Raw genomic sequence first — 18,397 nt, 5'->3', positions numbered from 1 at the left:
AAAAATTTAGGAAGCGTCGGTGGTGGTGTCGGCAGCGCCGGTGCTGTCGGCGGTACCGGTGGTGGCGCCCGCCAGCAGCTCCTGCTCCCACTCGGCGAGCGGCTCGGCCGCTTCGGCCGCCTCGGTCTTGCCTGCGCCGGCACGGGCCTGCAGGCCCTCGGCCACGGCGGAGGCGATCACCTTGGTGAGCAGTGCGGCCGACCGGATCGCGTCGTCGTTACCCGGGACCGGGTAGTTGACCTGATCGGGATCGCAGTTGGTGTCGAGGATGGCGATCACCGGGATGCCGAGCTTGATGGCCTCGTTGACGGCCAGGTGCTCCTTGTTGGTGTCGACGACCCAGATCGCCGAGGGCACCTTCTGCATGTCCCGGATACCGCCGAGGCTGCGCTCCAGCTTGTTCTTCTCACGCGTGAGCATGAGGATTTCCTTCTTGGTGCGGCCTTCGAATCCACCGGTCTGCTCCATGGCCTCGAGCTCCTTGAGGCGCTGCAGGCGCTTGTGCACGGTGGAGAAGTTGGTGAGCATGCCGCCCAGCCAGCGCTGGTTCACATACGGCATGCCGACCCGGGTCGCCTCGTCGGCGATGGATTCCTGGGCCTGCTTCTTGGTGCCGACGAACAGGATGGTGCCGCCGTGGGCCACCGTCTCCTTGACGAACTCGTAGGCCTTGTCGATGTAGGTCAGCGTCTGCTGCAGATCGATGATGTAGATGCCGTTGCGGTCGGTGAAGATGAACCGCTTCATCTTGGGGTTCCAACGACGGGTCTGGTGCCCGAAATGTGCGCCGCTGTCGAGCAGCTGCTTCATGGTTACAACAGCCATGAGTCCGTGATTCCTTTGTGTCGGTTGTCGTCCGGAATCGGTCGATCCCGGACCCTGGCGTCTGCAGCTGCCGGACCCGCTTCGGTTTCCCGAACCAGGACCGCCCGGCATGCTGGGTGCAACCCGTATCGAGCGGGGTTGCGGGGCAGGCGCGCGAAGTCAGCCCACGGATGTGAGCTGCGGATAGCAGTTTACACCGTGGACACAGGTGCTCTTACCACCGCAGTTGTGCACAGTCGCGACTTTGTCCACATTTCCCCGCCGACGGGTTTCCAACTCGTCGGCAACGGGCTGAGCTGGGCTGATGAGAGTCCCGGCGGTGTTGGCGGTGGTGCTGCTGTTCGCGGCACCGGCACATGCGGACTCCCCGCGGCTGCGCTGGCCGCTGCGGCCCGAGCCGATGGTGACCCGCGCTTTCGACGCGCCCGCCGCCCGCTGGAACAGCGGCCACCGCGGGGTCGACCTGGCCGGCGCCCCCGGCCGGCCGGTGTATGCCGCCGGGCCGGGCACCGTGGTGTTCGCCGGGGAACTGGCCGGGCGCCCGCTGGTATCCATCGCCCATCCCGGCGGTCTGCGCACCAGCTATGAACCGGTGCGCCCGACGGTGCGGGCCGGGCAATTCGTGCAAGCCGGCAGCCCGCTCGGAGTGCTGCTCGCCGGTCACCCCGGCTGTCCGGCGCCGGCCTGCCTGCATTGGGGCGCGATGTGGGGTGCGGCGGCCCGGGCCGACTATGTGGACCCGCTGGGGTTGGTCGCCGATACCCCGATCCGGCTCAAGCCGCTGGCTAGGCCCGGGGATGTGCCTGGTCGTGCACCGCCCGCAACCGAGCCACCGTGACATGGGTGTAGAGCTGTGTGGTGGCCAGGCTGGAATGGCCCAGCAGCTCTTGCACGATGCGCAGGTCGGCCCCGCCTTCCAACAGGTGGGTGGCGGCGCTGTGCCGCAGACCGTGCGGGCCCAGGTCAGGTGCGCCGTCCACGGCGGCCATGGTGTCGTGCACGACGGTACGGACCTGGCGTTGATCGACGCGGCCGCCGCGGGCACCCAGCAGCAGCGCGGGACCGGACTTCGCGGTGGCCAGTTTCGGGCGTCCGTCGCGCAGCCAGGCTTGCAGGGCCGCCGCGGCCGGCTCCCCGAACGGCACCGTGCGCTGTTTGTTGCCCTTGCCCAGCACCCGCAGCACCCGGCGGGAACTGTCCACGTCGTCGATGTCCAGGCCGCACAGCTCGCTGACCCGGATCCCGGTGGCGTACAGCAGCTCCACCATCAGCCGGTCCCGCAGTGCCAGCGGATCGCCTTGTTGGGCACCGGAATTCAGCGCGTCGAGCGCATCGAGGGCCTGGTCCTGGCGCAGCACCGCCGGCAGGGTGCGGTGCGATTTCGGGGTTTGCAGCCGGGCCGCGGGATCGGTGCGCAACAGTCCCCGGTGGCACGCCCAGGCGGTGAACGTCTTGACCGCCGACGTGCGCCGGGCCAGCGTGGTGCGCGCCGCGCCGGCGCCGGCCTGCCCCGCCAGCCAGGACCGCAGCGTGAGCAGGCTCAGGCTTTCCAGCCCACCGCCGGTGAACTCGAACAGCGACCGCAGATCACCCAGGTAGGCGCGGCGGGTGTGCTCGGAGCGGCCGCGTTGCAGGGCGAGGTAGGTGTCGAATTCCTCGAGGATGGGCTCGATCTGCACTCCCCCACCGTGCTGCGCCGCGGACGGGCTGTCTAGGTGACGCGCCGCAGCGTGTCCGGGGTGAGATCAGCCAGTGACCGGTAGCCGTCGACCGCCATGATCAGGTCGGCCTCGGCGAGCAGCGAACGCAGGACGTGCACCACCCCGTCGACCCCGCCGAGCGCCAGACCGTAGGCATACGGGCGCCCGACGCCGACGGCGGTGGCACCCAGGGCGAGCGCCTTGACGATGTCGGCGCCGCTGCGCACCCCGGAGTCGAACAGCACCGGCATCCCGTCGGCGGCGGCCACCACGTCGGGCAGGCAGTCGATGGCGGGCAGGCCGCCGTTGGCCTGGCGGCCGCCGTGGTTGGAGCAGTAGATGCCGTCGACGCCGACGTCGCGGGCCCGCCGCACGTCGTCGGGATGGCAGATGCCCTTGACCAGCAACGGCAGTTTCGTCAGCGTCCGCAACCAGGCCAGGTCGTCCCAGGTGACGCATTGACCGAAGGTCTGCACCCAGCTCAGGGTCGCCGCTTGCGGGTTCTCCTCGGGCGGCTGCGCCAGCCCGGCCCGGAACACCGGATCGCTGGTGTAGTTGGCCAGGCAGTGCCCGCGCAGCTGCGGGAAATTGGAGGTACTCAGGTCGCGGGGCCGCCAGCCCGGCACCCAGGTGTCGAGGGTGACGATGATGCCGCGATATCCGGCGGCTTCGGCGCGTGCCACGAAACTGGCCGCCAGGTCCCGGTTCTTGGGGGTGTAGAGCTGGAAGAAGCCCGGGGTGTCACCGAATTCGGCGGCGACGGCTTCCAGGGGATCGGTGGTCAGAGTGGACACCACCATGGGCACCCCGGTGCGGGCGGCCGCCCTGGCCGTGGCGATATCACCGTGCCCGTCCTGCGCGCACAGCCCGATCACCCCGATGGGCGCCATGAACAACGGCGAAGGCAGCGTGAGCCCGAACAGCTCGACCGTAAGGTCCCGTTCGGTGGCCCCCACGCACATGCGTGGGATCAGACCCCAGTTGTCGAAGGCGCTGACGTTGACCCGCTGGGTGCGCTCGTCACCGGCGCCGCCGGCCACATAGGACCACAGCGACGCGGACATCGCCTTTTCGGCGCGCTCTTCCAACTCGGCGTAGCCGATCGGGAGGGAGGGCACCACACCGGACAGGCCCTGCAGGTAGATCTCGAACTGGAAGTCGCCGAATGCCATGAGGGTCAGTCTGGCTGGCCCGCTTCCGCTTTCGCCAGCTCGGCCTTCCACTGCCGGAAGGTCTCCTCGGTGCGCCCACGCCGCCAGTAGCCGGAGATGGACGCCCACTTGGCCTCGACGCCGCGCTCTTTGCGCAGGTAGGGCCGGATATTGTGCATGACGGCCTGCGCCTCGCCGTGCACGAACGCCTGCACCTGCCCGGGCCGCCATGGCGCGCCGCGGACGGCGGCCACCAGCGGCGCGTTGTCACCGGCCTGGGAGTCGGGCACCTCGTCGGCGCGGCCTCCGCGGTGGATCCAGTGCACCGTGACGCCGGCCGGGGCGGCCAGCTCCAGCTCGTCCTCGGGGCCGGCGATCTCCACGAACACCTGCCCGACGGCGTCGGCGGGCATTGCCTCCAGGGCGGCGCTGATCGCGGGCAGCCCGGCTTCGTCACCGGCCAGCAGGTGCCAGTCCGCGGCGGGGTCCGGCGCGTAGGCGCCGCTCGGGCCCATCAGGTAGGCCGGTTGCCCCGGTTCGGCGGCCGCGGCCCAGGGGCCGGCCACGCCCTGGTCGCCGTGGACGACGAAATCGATGGCGATTTCGCCCTTTTCGGCGTCCACCCGGCGCACGGTGTAGGTGCGTACCGTCGGGCGGCGGTCCTCGGGGAGCTCGCCGAAGCTGTCCAGGGTCAGCGGCCGGGGCAGCGCGCCGACGTCGACCCCGTCGGGAACGATGACCACCTTGACGTAGGAGTCGGTGAACGGGCTGGGCGTGAAGGTGTCGAAGCCCTGCCCCTGTTGGCTCCCGCGCAGCACCAGCCGGATCATGTGCGGGGTCAGCTGCGTGGTGCTGACCACCTCGAAAGTGTGGACCGGACGTCCCGCCATGGCGGACCCCCATTTCTGTCGATCGATCTCGGGACCACTGTACGAGCGCTCGCCTGCCCGCGGTCGGCTACACCCGCCCGCAGTCGCCGATGTCGAAACGTCACCGGGGCGTGATCTGCCACCTCCCGTCCTTGCGTTGCACCAATCCGGAAGCCTCCAACAGCGCCAGCGGCCCGAGTACCGACTCGGGCGCCAGCGCCGCGTCGAGCGCGATCTGCTCGACACTGCGGTAGCCGCGGGCCGGCAGCGCCTCATACACCACCCGTTCGGGCCGCGACAAGGCATCGAGCTTCGCCGCGGGATGCACCGGAATGTCGGCGAACTCCCCTGCTCTACCGACGATTTCGACCAACTCGGCGGCCCGGTCGACCAAGATCGCATCACCCCGCAGCAACACGTGGCAGCCCGCCGACGCCGATGACGTCACCGGCCCGGGCACCGCACACACCACCCGGCCCATCGCAGCAGCCCAGCCCGCGGTGTTGGCGGCCCCGCTGCGCAATCCGGCCTCCACCACCACGGTGGCGCGCCCCAGCGCGGCCACCAGACGGTTACGGGCCAGGAAACGGAAGCGCGCCGGGCGCACCCCCGGCGGATACTCGGTGACCACCAATCCGCTCTGCGATATGCGGTGCAGCAACGCCGAATGCCCGCTGGGATAGGGCACGTCGATGCCGCCGGCCAGCACCGCCACCGTGCAGCCGTCGGCCGCCAGGGTCGCGCGGTGTGCCGCACCGTCGATCCCGTAGGCGCCGCCGGAGACCACCGCCACATCCTGTTCGGCCAATCCTTCGGCCAGGCTGGCAGCGACATGCTCGCCGTAGGCGGTGGCCGCGCGCGTGCCGACGATGGCCGCGGCGCGGTCGGCGACATCGTCCATGCGCGCGGGCCCGATCGCCCACAGCACCATCGGCACGTGCCCGTCCTGCTTCTTGCGCACCGCGTCGTTGCCGAACGCGGCGAACGCCAGATGGGGCCATTCGTCGTCGTCCGGGGTGATCAACCGGCCGCCCCGGCGGTCGAGCACCTCCAGATCGTCTGCCACGCAGTCCAATTCGCGTCGGGGCGCGACCACATCGGTCAGGTATTCGGGTTCATCGCCCGCGCGGATCCTCGCGGCCGCCTCGAGGGCGCCGTGCCGGCCGACGTATTCGGCCAGGGCGGGGCAGGGCGGTTCGACGACCCGGGACAGGTAGGCCCAGGCCTGCCGGGTGCGGTCATCGGCCATCGTGCACCACCACGTCACGAAAGCTCAATGCCGTCCAGACGTCCTCGATCGTCGGGCACTGTTTTCCGGCGAGGTCGGCGATGGACCACGCCACCCGCAAGGTGCGGTCCACGCCCCGGATACTGAGCGTGCCCCGATCCAGCGCGGTGCGCAGCGGTTCCATCGCCGTGCGGCTGAGCCGAAACGCCCGCCGCAGCACCGGCCCGGGTACCTCGGCATTGGTGCGCACCCCGACGGGTTGCCAGCGCTGCGCCGCCGCCGCGCGGGCGTTCGCGACTCGCTCGCGCACCACGGCCGTCGGTTCGGGGACCTGGTCGGCGAACGCCCCGGCACGTACCTGATGCATCTGCACCCGCAGGTCGACCCGGTCCATCAACGGCCCGGACAGCTTGCCGAGGTAGCGGCGTTTCACCGCGGCCGGACACACGCAGTCACGCGGATTGGCCGGTGCGCATGGGCACTCGTTGGCCGCCAGGATCAGCTGAAAGCGGGCCGGGTAGCGCGCCACGCCGTCGCGGCGGGCCAACCGGATCTCGCCGTCCTCCAACGGGGTCCGCATGGCTTCCAACACGCTGGTGCCGATCTCCGCGCATTCGTCGAGGAACAGCACACCGCGATGTGCTCGGCTGACCGCGCCCGGGCGGGCCATGCCCGACCCGCCGCCCACCATCGCCGCCACACTCGACGTGTGGTGCGGGGCGATGAACGGCGGCTCGGTGATCAACGGCGTCGCCCCGGTCAACAACCCCGCCACCGAATGAATCGCGGTGACCTCCAACGCCTCCTCCTCCGACAACGGCGGCAACAACCCCGGAAGACGCTGCGCCAGCATCGTTTTCCCGATCCCCGGCGGCCCACTCAGAAACAAGTGATGCGCACCGGCCGCAGCCACCTCCACCGCATAACGCGCCTGCGTCTGCCCCACCACATCGGCCAGATCCACCGTCGCGCGCGGCGCCGGCGCCACCGCATCCACCCGGCCCGCCAACCCACCCTTGCCCGCCAGCCACGCCTGCAACTGACCCAAGCTGCGCACGCCCCACACCTCGATCCCCTCGACCAAACTGGCCTCGGGCAAGTTCTCCTCGGGCACCACCGCCACCGGCCAACCCTCCTGCTTGCCGGCCCGCACCGCCGGCAGGATCCCGGTCACCGGCCGCACCCGACCGTCGAGGGCCAATTCGCCCAGCAGCAGCGTCTTTTCCAGCCGCGGCCACTCCTTCTTGCCGTGCGCCGAGAGCACCGCCGCCGCCAACGCCAGGTCATAGGCCGAACCGTTCTTGGGCAACGTCGCCGGCGACAACGCCAACGTCAACCGCGACATCGGCCACTCGTTACCGCAGTTGGTGATCGCCGCCCGCACCCGATCCCGCGACTCCTGCAACGCCGCATCCCCCAAACCCACCAGATGCACCCCCGGCAGACCCGAGGCAATATCGGCCTCGATCTCCACGATGACACCCTCCACCCCACGGATGGCCACCGAAAACGCCCGCCCCAGCGCCATCAGCCGACCCCCCGCAGATGCGCCAGCTCCGGGACCCGGGTCCGCCCGATACGCACCCCGATCACATCGATGCGCACACCCGCCCAGCTGCGGTCCTGCTGGGCCAGCCACAACCCCGCCAACCGCCGCAACCGCCGCACCTTCACCGGCGACACCGCCTGAGCCACCCCACCGAACGCATCACTGGTCCGGGTCTTGACCTCCACGAACACCACCGTGGCACCCTCGGCGGCAATCACATCCAACTCGCCATACCGGCACCGCCAATTACGCTGCAACACCCGCAAACCCAACGACTGCAGATGCTCAACCGCCAACCGCTCCCCCAACGCCCCGATCTCGGCGCGACTCCATGTCTCCATGAATCACAGAGTCGTCAGCACCCCCGACAGAATCGATCGGGTCAGCTCTCGCCAAGCGCAGTTATCCACAATCGCGGGTTCATCCACAGGCGACGGCGTCGCAGAGCCCGAAAAGCCCTGTCTGCCAGGCGATCACCTGTGACTCCGGGAATCGGACCAGGGAGTCGAACTCACCCAGAGTCGATACGGTCGCCCCGGCCGGGAGCACCTCGGCCAGTTCCCCCGCCAGCCGGCGCAACGCCCGGGCCGAAGGCAGGTCGACGTCGATCAGCACCAGGTAGCTGTTCGTTTCCCGGACTTCCCCGGCGCTGAGCAGCTCGCAGGACAACACATTGCCGGCACGCCGGGCCCGTCGGCGGGGCAGCGAGTGCAGGAACGGCCGCACCGCGGTGAGCAGCGCGTCGTGCTGCTCACCGAGTGCGCCACGGGCCGCGGTCTCGATGGAGAGGGCCCACGTCGTCATGGCGACCAAACGTAGGGCGATCGGTCCCGCCGGCAACGAGTAAGCGGGTACTCGCTCTCAGGCCGGCGCGTCGAACTTCCGTCTGGCCGTCAGGCCAGCGCGTCGAAAAGCGCCGCCAACTGGCTGGGCGACACGGCGACACCGCACTGGCCGCGCAGCGACGTCAACGGGCGGGCGATGTTCTGCAGGTCCAGGAACTCGCCCGGGTGACCGACGAAGTAGCCCCTGATCGCAGCGGTGGCGTCGGGGGTCGACTGATTGCCGGCCGCGGTCAGCACATCGTTGGCGCCGGGGTGGGTGTCCAGGTAGGCCCCCGCCTGGCTGAGCACACCGCTGGCGGTGGTGGCCAGGCCGCTCGCCGAGCACGGATCAGCGGCGGCTGCGGTCGGGGCGGCGACGGTCGCGAAGACGGCGGACGCGCTGAACAGGAGGATGGCAATCGGCTTCATCGCTCGATCCTATGGATTGGCTGCGACTATGCGCAGCCTTTGCGCGCAGCGGACCGCGCGCGTCGCGGACTTGTCGGACCGCAGCGCTACCTTCGCGCCATGACTTTCGACATGGAGTCCTACGTCGACCTCGACCTGCCGGCACGGCATTCCCCGGGCCTGGGTTCCTTCGACGCCGATACGGCCATGGACCTGGTGATCGAGTTCTGTGTGTCCCGCGACGTGCATCTGGGCACCAAATACTCGATCGTCCCGCAGCTCGACCGGGCGCTGCAGATCGCCGCGCTGATCGGGCCGGACAAGCGCTGGACCCGGATCGCCCGGTGGTCGGGCAATGACGACGCGGGCGACGTGCCCGGCGTCATCCGCAACGATCTGCGTGACATCCTCTACAGCCGCTTCGTCGCCGCCCTGCCGGACGCCCGCTGGCTGCCGCCGATCAGCGTGGTCTCCGTCAGCCGCTGGGCGCGGTTCTCGCAGTCGATGCGCACCGCGCGCGATCTGGGGCTGGGCTGGATCGTGCCGATCCACCGCGAGGTGCTGCTCGTGCCGATGCCGACGGTGCGCTACGCCGCACCCGATGCCAGCGGTGCCAACACCGTCCTGCACGACGACAGCGGCCGCCCGGCCATCGAATGGTCGGACGGATCTGGCATCTTCTATCTGCACGGCACCGAGTTCGACGAGCCGGTCTATCACCGGATCGTCGGCCGGCAGATGACGATCGAGCAGATCGCCGGGTTGCGCAATGCCGATCAGCGTTCGATTGCGTTGCGCTACTTCACTTTCGAACAACTCATCGGTTCGGGCGCGCAGCCGGTCGACACCGACGGGACCGGTGCGGGGTTGTATCGGTTGCCGCTGCCCCCGCGGTTGGCGCGCGACCGTGCCCCGGGATACGGCACATCCGACTTTTTCGTCTACCGCGGCGGCACCGTGCAGTGGGTGGACCCACGAATCCGCTTACCCCGCAACACCGAAGCATGCCCGCCGCGGACGGGCGCACCCGCCCCCGCACCGCCGTCGTCCATCGAACCGCGAAGGTAGCCGCACCGGCACCGGTATCTTCTAAGGGCAGCCTCAACTACGAGAGGATCCCCTTGATGCGCGCCCGATGGTGTCGATTCACCGCCTTGTTGTCGGTCCTGGCCCTGGCGCTCGCCGCCACGGCCTGCTCATCCGGCAAGCCCAGCGACGAATTGCTGATCTACAACGCTCAGCACGAGTCGCTGACCAAGGAGTGGATCGACGCGTTCACCAAGGAGACCGGAATCAAGGTCACCTATCGGCAGGGCGGGGACACCGAACTGGGCAACCAGATCATCGCCGAGGGAGCGGCGTCGCCGGCCGACGTCTTCCTCACCGAGAACTCCCCGGCGATGGCCGCGGTCGAGAAGGCCGGACTGTTCGCCGATGTCGACCCGACCGTCCAGCAGCAGGTGCCCGCGCAGTACCGCCCGGCGTCGAACAAGTGGACCGGTGTCGCCGCGCGCACCACGGTGTTCGTCTACAACAAGACACGGCTGCAGGAGAACCAGCTGCCGAAGTCGATCATGGACCTGCAATCGCCGGCGTGGAAGGGACGCTGGGGCGCCCCGCCGGCCAAGGCCGATTTCCAGGCCATCGTGGCCGCGATGCTGGCCCTCACCGGCGAACCGGCCACCGCCGGCTGGCTGGCCGGGATGAAGACCAACGCGACCACCTTCCAGGACAACATCGCCACCCTGCGCGCGGTCAACGACGGTCAGGTCGACGGCGGCATCATCTACCACTACTACTGGTTCCGCGACCAGGCCAAGACCAAGGACATCAGCGCCAACACCGCCCTGCACTACTTCCGCAACCAGGACCCGGGGGCGTTCATCAGCATCTCCGGCGGCGGTGTCCTCAATTCCAGCAAGAAGAAGGACCAGGCCCAGCAGTTCCTGCGGTTCATCACCGGTAAGGCCGGCCAGGAAGTGCTGCAGAAGGGCACCTCGTTCGAATACCCGGTCGGCAGCGACGTCGCGGCCAATCCGGCGCTGCCCGCACTGGACACCCTGCAGGCGCCCCGGGTGAACCCGTCCGACCTGAACGCCGCCAAGGTGACCGACCTGATGACCGCCGCGGGACTGCTGTAGGTGGTCACCACCGAGGCGCCACGCAGCACCCGGCGCGGGCCTGGGCCGCTGCTGAGTGCAACCGTGGCGCTGCTGGTGGCACTGACGTTCATCCCGCTCGGCTATGTGGGCTGGGCCATCGCCAGCACCGGACCGACCCGGGTCTATGAGTTGGTGATCCGTCCCCGGGTCGGGGAATTGCTGGTCAACACCGTCGGGCTGGTCGTGGTGACGGTGCCGATCTGCCTGGCCGTCGGCGTGGGCGCGGCCTGGCTGGTGGAACGCACCGACGTGCCGGGCCGCACGATCTGGCGCCCGTTGCTGGTGGCTCCCCTGGCCGTACCGGCGTTCATCAACAGCTACGCCTGGGTGAGCGTCTGGCCGGCCTTGCACGGCTTCGGTGCCGGGGTGTTGGTCTCGGCACTGTCCTATTTCCCGTTCGTCTATCTGCCCGCCGCGGCCACGCTGCGCCGGCTGGATCCGGCCATCGAGGAATCCGCCCGCGCGCTGGGCTCCAGTCCGCTCGGCGTGTTCTTCCGGGTGGTGCTGCCGCAGCTGCGGTTGGCGGTGCTGGGCGGCGGCCTGCTGATCGGCGTGCATCTGCTCGCCGAGTACGGCGCGTTCGCCATGCTGCGCTTCGCCACCTTCACCACGGCGATCTTCGAGCAGTTCCAGGCCACGTTCGACGGTGCGGCCGGGGCCACCCTGGCCGGGATCCTGGTGACGCTGTGCCTGGTGCTACTGCTGACCGAGGCGGCCCTGCGCGGCACCGCCCGGTTCGCCAGGATCGGCTCCGGCGCACCGCGGGCGATCAGCCCGATCCCGTTGCACGGCATGGGTTTACCGGCAATGGTGGCGCTCGCGGCGTTGACCGCACTGGCCCTCGGCGTGCCGGTGTGGACGCTGCTGCGCTGGTTGTGGATCGGCGGCGGGCAGGTCTGGTCGGTCGCCGACCTGGGCACCGCGCTGCTGCAGACGGCGAGCCTGGCGGCGGTGGCGGCGGCACTGACCACGGTGCTGGCGTTCCCGTTCGCCTGGCTGGCCGTGCGCTTTCGCGGCCCGCTGGCCCGGGCAGTGGAGGGCGCCAACTTCATCACCAGCGCCATGCCGGGCATCGTCACCGCGCTGGCCTTGGTGACGGTGGCCATCCGGTTCGCCCCGCCGCTCTATCAGACCACCGCCCTGGTGCTGGCCGCCTACGTGTTGATGTTCCTGCCCCGCGCTCTGGTCAGCCTGCGGTCCGGGCTGGCCCAGGTGCCGCCCGCGCTGGAAGAGGCCTCGCTGTCGTTGGGCCGGTCCCCGGCGCATACCTTCGTCCATGTGACGTTGCGTCTGACCGCCCCCGCCGCGGCCGCCGGCGCGTGCCTGGTGTTCGTGGCCGTCGCCACCGAACTGACGGCCACCCTGCTGCTCGCCCCGACCGGCACCCGCACCCTGGCCATGCGGTTCTGGTCGTTGTCCAGCGAGTTGGATTACGCGGCCGCCGCGCCCTACGCGATGCTGCTGGTGCTGCTCTCGATCCCGGTGACCGTGTTGCTGTTCAAACAGTCCACCAAGGCGGCGGCCCTGTGAACACCCTTGAGGTCAGCGCACTTTCGAAGTCCTTCGGCACGGCACGGGTGCTCGATGCGGTGGATCTCACCCTGGCACCAGGCAGCACGACGGCGGTGGTCGGCGCGTCCGGCTGCGGGAAGACCACGCTGCTGCGCCTGGTGGCCGGGTTCGAGAATCCCGACGCGGGAACCGTCACCATCGACGGCACCCAGGTCGCCGGCCCCGGCCGAGGCGTCGCCGCGCACCGTCGGTCCGTCGGCTACGTCGCCCAGGACGGCGCGCTGTTCCCGCACCTGAGCGTGGCCGCGAACATCGCCTACGGCCTGCCGGGCCGGGCCCACAGCGCCGCGGTGCGCGAGCGCGTCGCACAGCTGCTGGACACGGTGTCGCTGGACCGGTCATTCGCCGACCGGCGCCCCCATGAACTCTCCGGCGGCCAGCAGCAGCGGGTGGCGCTGGCGCGTGCGATGGCCCGCCGTCCGGTGCTGATGCTGCTCGACGAGCCGTTCTCGGCGTTGGACACCGGCCTGCGCGCCGCCACCCGCAAAGCGGTGATGCAGGTGCTCCGCGATGCGGGTGTCACCACGCTGCTGGTCACCCACGACCAGGCCGAGGCGCTGTCGATCGCCGATCAGGTGGCCGTCATGCGCGCTGGCCGGTTCACCGGTGTCGGTACCCCGCAACAGGTTTACCGCCATCCGGCGGATCGGTTCACCGCCGAGTTCCTCGGCGACTGCGTGCTGCTGCCCTGCACGGTGCGCGGCGGGAGCGCCGAAAGCGCCTTGGGCCGGGTCCCCGCCGCGGCCGACGACGGCCCCGGCACCCTGATGCTGCGGCCCGAACAGCTGCGCGCCACCGTGGCCGCCGACGCCGACCACGGCGCCGGTCTGGGCACCGTCGTCGGCAGCGAATTCCTGGGACACGAGGTGCTGTTGACCATCGACCCGGGTGGGGACACCCCGGCGTTCACCGTCCGCCAGCACAGCGTCGACCCGCCACCGGTCAACGCCAAGGTACGCATCGACATCGTCGGAAGCGGCTTGGTTTTCCGGTGAGCCCGCTGATCGACCATCTGAACCAGTTCGGCGACCGGCCCGCGGTGCACTGCGCGGGCGTGACGCTGACCTACCGGGAACTGGCCGACCGGGTCGCCGGCGCCGCAACCGAATTCGGCACCGGCCGTGGCATCGTGCTGATCGAGGTGCACAACGACACCGCCACGCTGGTGCACTACCTGGGCGCCCTGGCGGCCGGGCAGGTTCCGCTGCCGGTGCCACCCGGCCGTGACCACAGCGACCTCGTGGAGTGCTACCGGCCCGACGTCATCATCGACGCCGATGGTGTGCACCACCGCGGTCACCAGGGGCATCGCCTGCACCCGGAACTGGCATTGTTGTTGTCGACATCGGGCAGCACCGGGTCCCCGAAGCTGGTGCGATTGTCCGCCGCCAACCTGCTCACCAATGCCGCGGCCATCGGCGAGTACCTCGACATCCGCGAAACCGACTGCGCGGCAACCACCTTGCCGATGTCCTACTGCTACGGACTGTCGGTGGTCCACAGTCATCTGCTGCGCGGGGCCGCCCTGCTGCTGACCGACCTGTCGGTGACCGACGACGAGTTCTGGGCGCTGTTCCGCCGGCACCGCGCCACCACGTTCGCCGGGGTGCCCTACACCTTCGATCTGCTGGAGCGCATCGGCTTCGACGACATGGACCTGCCCGATCTGCGCTACGTCACCCAGGCCGGCGGCCGGATGGCACCGCATCGGGTCCGTGACATCGCCGCACTGGGCCGGCGCCGCGGCTGGGAGTTGTTCGTCATGTACGGCGCCACCGAGGCCACCGCGCGGATGGCCTACCTGCCGCCGCACCTGGCCACGCGTCGCCCCGGCGCCATCGGCCGCGCGATCCCGGGCGGGCAACTGGCGGTCGACGCCCCCGACGGCGAGGTCGGCGAACTGACCTACCGCGGACCGAACGTGATGCTCGGCTACGCCCACGATGCCGGCGATCTCGCGCTGGGCCGCACCGTCGAGGTGTTGCGCACCGGCGACCTGGCCCGCCACCTCGGCGACGGGTTGTACGAGGTGGTCGGCCGGGCCAGCCGGATGGTCAAGATGTTCGGGCTGCGGATCGACCTGCAGCGGCTGGAGGGAACGCTGCGCGACCGCGGCATCATCGCGTTGTGCACCGCCGACGACGACACGCTCGTGGTGGCCACGCTCGGCGACCCGGACCGGGCACGCGACGCCGTGGCCACCGGCACCGGTGTACCGGCCGGCGCCGTCCGGGCCGTCCGGGTCGACGAGCTGCCGGTACTGCCCTCGGGGAAACCGGACTATCCCGCGGTGCGGGCGCTGGCGCCACCGCCGCCGGCCGCCCAGTCCGTGCGCGGGCTGTTCGGCGAGGTGCTCCATCTCGATCCCGCGAGCATCGACCCGGGCGCCAGTTTCGTCGATCTGGGCGGCAACTCCCTGACCTATGTCGCGATGTCGGTGCGGCTGCAGAAGCTCATCGGCCGGCTGCCCCGGCAGTGGCAGCGCATCCCGCTGCGCGATCTGGAGGACGGCCCACCGCCGGCCGGCCGTGGCACCGTGCTGGAAACCAGCGTCGCGCTGCGCGCCCTGGCCATCGTCCTGATCGTCGGATCTCACGCCGAACTGTTCACACTGTGGGGCGGCGCGCACATCCTGCTCGGCGTGGCCGGTTACAACTTCGGCCGGTTCTGCCTGACGCCGGTGTCGCGCGGTGACCGGGTCCGCCACCTCGGCCAGACCATCGGTGCGATCGCGGTGCCCGCGATCGCCTGGGTGGCCATCGCCCTGCTCATCACCGACGACTATCACGGCACGAACCTGTTGCTGGCCAACAAGTTTCTCGGTCCAGCCGACAGCATGACGGCCGGCCGGCTGTGGTTCGTCGAGGTGCTGGTGTGGGTGCTGGTGGGGCTGACCGCGCTGTGCTGGCTGGCCGACCGCGCCGAACGACGCCATCCGTTTGCCTTCGCCGCAACGTTCTTGGCGGTCGGGTTGGTGCTGCGCTTCGAATTCCCCGGCCGCGACGCGTGGTTCTCCATGCTGGCCTTCTGGTTCTTCGCGGCGGGCTGGGCGGCGGCGAAGGCCACCTCGGTATGGCAACGGCTGGCGGTCACCGTGGTGCTCGCGGCCGGGCTGCACGGGTATTTCGGCACCACCGGCCGCGAGGTGCTGGTGTTCACCGGACTGGCGCTGCTGATCTGGCTGCCGGCGGTGCGGTGCCCGGCGCGGCTGGCGGTGATCGCGGGTGCGATCGCCGAGGCGTCGCTGTACACCTATCTCACGCACTTCCAGGTGTATGCGTTGTTCGGCGAACACCGGCTGCTCGGGGTGCTGGCCGCGATCGCGGCGGGTGTGCTGCTGAGCCGGCTGATCGGCTGGATCCGCACGCGGATTCGTCAGTCCCGGTCGGCGAACAGCCCCTCCTGGACCAGCGTGGCGGCGATGGTGCCGTCGGCGCGCAGCAGGCTGGCGGTGATCACACTGCGGCCCCGCGCCGCCGCGGGCGAGGACGACTCCAGCAGGTTCCACTCGTCGGCGCGCACCGACTGATGCAGCCAGATCGACGAATCCGTTGTGCCGGTGCGGTGCACGCGCTCACGCATCGCCGACCCGTGCACGTGTGAGGCGGGGTCGACCCCGTACAGGTCGGTGATGTAGACGGCGATCAGGGTGTGCAGCAACGGCGTATCCGGCAGCGGCGCCGTCACCCGCCACCACATCCGCCGGACGAAATCGGCGCCCGATCCGATGTCCTCGATGCGGATGTCGAGTTCCGCCATCGGCAGCGACGGCGCCGGGCCGGGCGGACCGGTCCGCGGCAGGCGGTCCGGATGTGTCGGCATGGCCTGCCGCACACCGTGTTCGGGGCCGCTCAACGGCACCGTGAAGGACACCGTACCCGCGGTGAGCAGCCGTCCGGCCTGCCGGCTCTCCACCCGCCGCGCCGCGGCGGTGCGACCGTCGTACACCCGGTCCACCCGCAGATCCAGCGCCACGCCCGCGTCCCCGCCGCGCAGGAACTGCAGATGCATGTTGGTGGGCTGATAGTCCGCATCGACGGCGTGACATGCCGCCGCCAGGCTTTGCGCGGCGATCAATCCGCCGTAGGCGCGTTTGCCTTCCGGCCCGCTGGCCGGCCCCGTCCATGCGTCGTGGCCGATTTCGGTCAGCGCGAACAGCGCGGCGAGATCGCTCATGCCACCGTGCCCGCCTCGGTGAGGACGGCGATCTCGTCGGCGCCGAGCCCCAACGCCTCGGCGAGCACCTGCGCGGTGTGATCGCCGAGCGCGGGGGCCGGCACCGCGCGCGGGTAGACGCCGTCGACGGCGATCGGCAGCCCGGGCGCCAGATAGCTGCCGATGCGTGGTTGGTCCAGGGTGCTGAACAGCGGATTGTCGGTGACCTTCGGGTCGGCGGCGGCCTCGGCGAAACTGCGGTAGCGCTCCCACAGGATCGAGGTACCCGACAGCGTGGCGGTGATCTGCTCGGCGGTGTGCGCGCTGAACCACGGGGTGAACAGCCCGGTCAGCGCGTCCCGGTGACGGTAGCGTTGCTCCTCGTCGGCGAAATCGGCACCCAGCGACCGGGCAAGGGCGGCAACGGCTTCGGCGTTACCGGTCACCTCGGCCAGGTCCCGGAAATGCCGGCCGGTCAGCGCGACGATCATGAACGCGGCACCGTCGGCGCTGGTGAATTGCTGGCCGTACTGACCGTAGATCGCGTTGCCGATCCGGGGCCGGTCGTCGCCGTTGACCATCACCTCGGTCAGGAAGCTCAGGTTCCCGGCGGTGGCCAGCGCGACGTTCTCCAGCGGAATCGAGATCCGCTGCCCCTGCCCGGTACCGTCGCGGTGCCGCAGCGCGGTGGTGACGGCCAGCGCGGCGTACAGGCCGCAGGCGACGTCCCACGCGGGCAGCACGTGGTTGACCGGAACGTCGAGACCGGCAGGCCCGGTCACCAACGGGAACCCCAGCCCGGCGTTGACGGTGTAGTCCACACCGGTCCCGCCGTCGGCGCGGCCGGAGATCTCCACATGGATCAGATCGGGGCGGTGCGCCGTCAACGCCTCATACGAATGCCATTGCCGCCCAGCGGCGTTGGTGATCAGCACGCCCGCATCGGCGATCAGCCGGCAGACCAGCTGCTGCCCCTGCTCGGAGCGCATGTCCACCGCCACCGACCGCTTGCCCTTGTTCAGGCCGGCCCAGTAGATGCTGTCGCCGGCCGCGGTCACCGGCCAGCGGTGATAGTCGGCCGCCCCGCCCACCGGATCGACGCGGATCACCTCGGCCCCCAACTGGGCCAAGGTCATGCCGGCCAGCGGGACGGCCACGAAACTGGAGATCTCGATGATGCGGACACCGGACAGCGGCGGGACGGGCTGGGGTGTGTCGGTCACCCGCTCACGATAGGCAGGTGCATCTGCCGTGGCTGCGCTCGCCCCGGTCAGCCCTCGACGACCAGCGCGGTGTCCCCCGAACCGGTCAGCAACGTGCCGCCGGGCCCGTCGATCACGACCCCGCGCAGGCGCGTGCGGTAGGGCGTGGCGCCGTCGAAGATCTCGGTCGTCACCTCCTCGGCGAGCACGGTCCGGGTCCCGTCCCGCCACAGGTAACGGTGGCTGGTTGCCGTCTCGCCCTGCCCGAGGTCCTCGACGTGGACGTCGAGCGGCACATCGTCGGGTTTGGTGATGCCGAGCGCCGTCAGCACCGCATCGGGTCCCCACCCCGTCAGCTCGACCTGCCTGCTGGTCTCCGGCCGCAGCGTGAGGTCGTCACCGGCGTCGACGAACCGCACCAGCCGCCAGCCGTCCTGCACGCCGCGCAGCAGGATCCGTCGGCCGCTGGGCGCCAGCCGCGCGACGAGCACCTCGGCGTCGACGTGCACCGCACACGCCGACGTGACGTCCAGCGGCAGACCGCGCCGCAGCGCGGCAAGGTCCCAGGGCCGCACCCGCCGAGGCAGGTCGGCGCCGAGCAGGCCGTCCACCGCGGCCGCGATCGCCGATCGGAGGGCTCCCTTGTGGCAGCGTGCCGGCACGGCCCCGGCGTCGCGCATCGCCCGCAGCGCGTCGTGCACCTCGGCGGACAATTCGACCGGACAGGCCATGGCCCCACAGGCTAGTTTGTT

17 protein-coding genes and 1 pseudogene are annotated in these 18,397 nt (G+C 70.3%); 6 read left to right on the top strand and 12 right to left on the bottom strand.

The features are described from left to right. Positions 1–6: 6 nt before the first annotated feature. Complete coding sequence (gene rpsB / locus BN977_RS27190) at positions 7–825, bottom strand: 30S ribosomal protein S2 (RefSeq protein WP_036402945.1); 819 nt, start codon at positions 823–825, stop codon at positions 7–9. 304 nt (positions 826–1,129) lie between these two features. Between rpsB and BN977_RS27185 the strand changes: the two genes are divergently transcribed. After that, positions 1,130–1,663, top strand: a complete 534-nt coding sequence (locus tag BN977_RS27185) for a M23 family metallopeptidase (RefSeq protein ID WP_051561937.1) — start codon at positions 1,130–1,132, stop codon at positions 1,661–1,663. On the opposite strand, the gene BN977_RS27180 is transcribed toward BN977_RS27185, so the two are convergent. The 8 genes from BN977_RS27180 to BN977_RS27145 form a co-directional block, all read right to left on the bottom strand. Continuing rightward, the gene (locus BN977_RS27180) at positions 1,611–2,498 is read right to left on the bottom strand and encodes a tyrosine recombinase XerC (RefSeq protein ID WP_036404557.1); all 888 of its coding nucleotides are present in this window, start codon (positions 2,496–2,498) and stop codon (positions 1,611–1,613) included. The two genes, BN977_RS27185 and BN977_RS27180, sit on opposite strands and share 53 nt — an antisense overlap. Before the next feature lie 38 nt (positions 2,499–2,536). Further along, on the bottom strand, positions 2,537–3,697 hold the full coding sequence (locus BN977_RS27175) for an alpha-hydroxy-acid oxidizing protein (RefSeq protein ID WP_036402942.1): 1,161 nt from the start codon (positions 3,695–3,697) through the stop codon (positions 2,537–2,539). 5 nt (positions 3,698–3,702) lie between these two features. Beyond that, positions 3,703–4,566: a siderophore-interacting protein gene (locus tag BN977_RS27170; protein ID WP_036402940.1), complete on the bottom strand. Its 864-nt coding sequence runs from the start codon at positions 4,564–4,566 to the stop codon at positions 3,703–3,705. Positions 4,567–4,666: 100 nt separating this feature from the next. Next, the gene (gene dprA, locus BN977_RS27165) at positions 4,667–5,794 is read right to left on the bottom strand and encodes a DNA-processing protein DprA (RefSeq protein ID WP_036402939.1); all 1,128 of its coding nucleotides are present in this window, start codon (positions 5,792–5,794) and stop codon (positions 4,667–4,669) included. Continuing rightward, positions 5,784–7,301, bottom strand: coding sequence for a YifB family Mg chelatase-like AAA ATPase (locus tag BN977_RS27160; protein ID WP_036402938.1), 1,518 nt, complete (start codon positions 7,299–7,301; stop codon positions 5,784–5,786). Before BN977_RS27160 ends, dprA begins: the two co-directional genes overlap by 11 nt. After that, a complete protein-coding gene (locus BN977_RS27155) occupies positions 7,301–7,663 on the bottom strand; it encodes a YraN family protein (protein WP_036402937.1) in 363 nt (120 codons plus the stop codon). The genes BN977_RS27160 and BN977_RS27155 overlap by 1 nt, the downstream gene beginning before the upstream one ends. A gap of 79 nt (positions 7,664–7,742) precedes the next feature. Then, positions 7,743–8,126: a hypothetical protein gene (locus BN977_RS27150; protein ID WP_036402936.1), complete on the bottom strand. Its 384-nt coding sequence runs from the start codon at positions 8,124–8,126 to the stop codon at positions 7,743–7,745. Positions 8,127–8,215: 89 nt separating this feature from the next. Then, on the bottom strand, positions 8,216–8,575 hold the full coding sequence (locus tag BN977_RS27145; protein WP_024450368.1) for a heme-binding protein: 360 nt from the start codon (positions 8,573–8,575) through the stop codon (positions 8,216–8,218). A 99-nt stretch (positions 8,576–8,674) separates the two neighbouring features. On the opposite strand from BN977_RS27145, the gene BN977_RS27140 reads away from it, so the two are divergent. The 5 genes and pseudogenes from BN977_RS27140 to BN977_RS33700 all read left to right on the top strand — a co-directional run. After that, positions 8,675–9,622 (top strand): DUF6745 domain-containing protein, encoded by a 948-nt coding sequence (locus BN977_RS27140; protein WP_131590225.1) that lies wholly within the window; start codon positions 8,675–8,677, stop codon positions 9,620–9,622. A 56-nt stretch (positions 9,623–9,678) separates the two neighbouring features. Beyond that, positions 9,679–10,695, top strand: a complete 1,017-nt coding sequence (locus BN977_RS27135; protein WP_036404552.1) for an iron ABC transporter substrate-binding protein — start codon at positions 9,679–9,681, stop codon at positions 10,693–10,695. Next, a complete protein-coding gene (locus BN977_RS27130; protein WP_036402934.1) occupies positions 10,696–12,246 on the top strand; it encodes an ABC transporter permease in 1,551 nt (516 codons plus the stop codon). Further along, positions 12,243–13,283: an ABC transporter ATP-binding protein gene (locus tag BN977_RS27125; RefSeq protein WP_036402932.1), complete on the top strand. Its 1,041-nt coding sequence runs from the start codon at positions 12,243–12,245 to the stop codon at positions 13,281–13,283. The genes BN977_RS27130 and BN977_RS27125 overlap by 4 nt, the downstream gene beginning before the upstream one ends. Continuing rightward, positions 13,280–15,727, top strand: a pseudogene (locus tag BN977_RS33700) (AMP-binding protein); the annotation flags it as partial. The gene BN977_RS27125 and the pseudogene BN977_RS33700, both read left to right, overlap by 4 nt. Here the strand turns inward: BN977_RS33700 and BN977_RS27115 are convergent. The 3 genes from BN977_RS27115 to BN977_RS27105 are packed head-to-tail and all read right to left on the bottom strand — an operon-like array spanning position 15,664 to position 18,376. Continuing rightward, on the bottom strand, positions 15,664–16,464 hold the full coding sequence (locus BN977_RS27115) for an acyl-CoA thioesterase (protein WP_036402930.1): 801 nt from the start codon (positions 16,462–16,464) through the stop codon (positions 15,664–15,666). The pseudogene BN977_RS33700 and the gene BN977_RS27115 sit on opposite strands and share 64 nt — an antisense overlap. Further along, positions 16,461–17,666: a CoA transferase gene (locus BN977_RS27110; protein WP_036402928.1), complete on the bottom strand. Its 1,206-nt coding sequence runs from the start codon at positions 17,664–17,666 to the stop codon at positions 16,461–16,463. Before BN977_RS27110 ends, BN977_RS27115 begins: the two co-directional genes overlap by 4 nt. A gap of 47 nt (positions 17,667–17,713) precedes the next feature. Further along, on the bottom strand, positions 17,714–18,376 hold the full coding sequence (locus tag BN977_RS27105; protein ID WP_036402925.1) for a hypothetical protein: 663 nt from the start codon (positions 18,374–18,376) through the stop codon (positions 17,714–17,716). Positions 18,377–18,397: the final 21 nt, after the last annotated feature.

The organism is Mycolicibacterium cosmeticum, assembly GCF_000613185.1.
GTDB lineage: Bacteria > Actinomycetota > Actinomycetes > Mycobacteriales > Mycobacteriaceae > Mycobacterium > Mycobacterium cosmeticum.
This window is presented reverse-complemented; position numbering and strand designations above follow the sequence as displayed.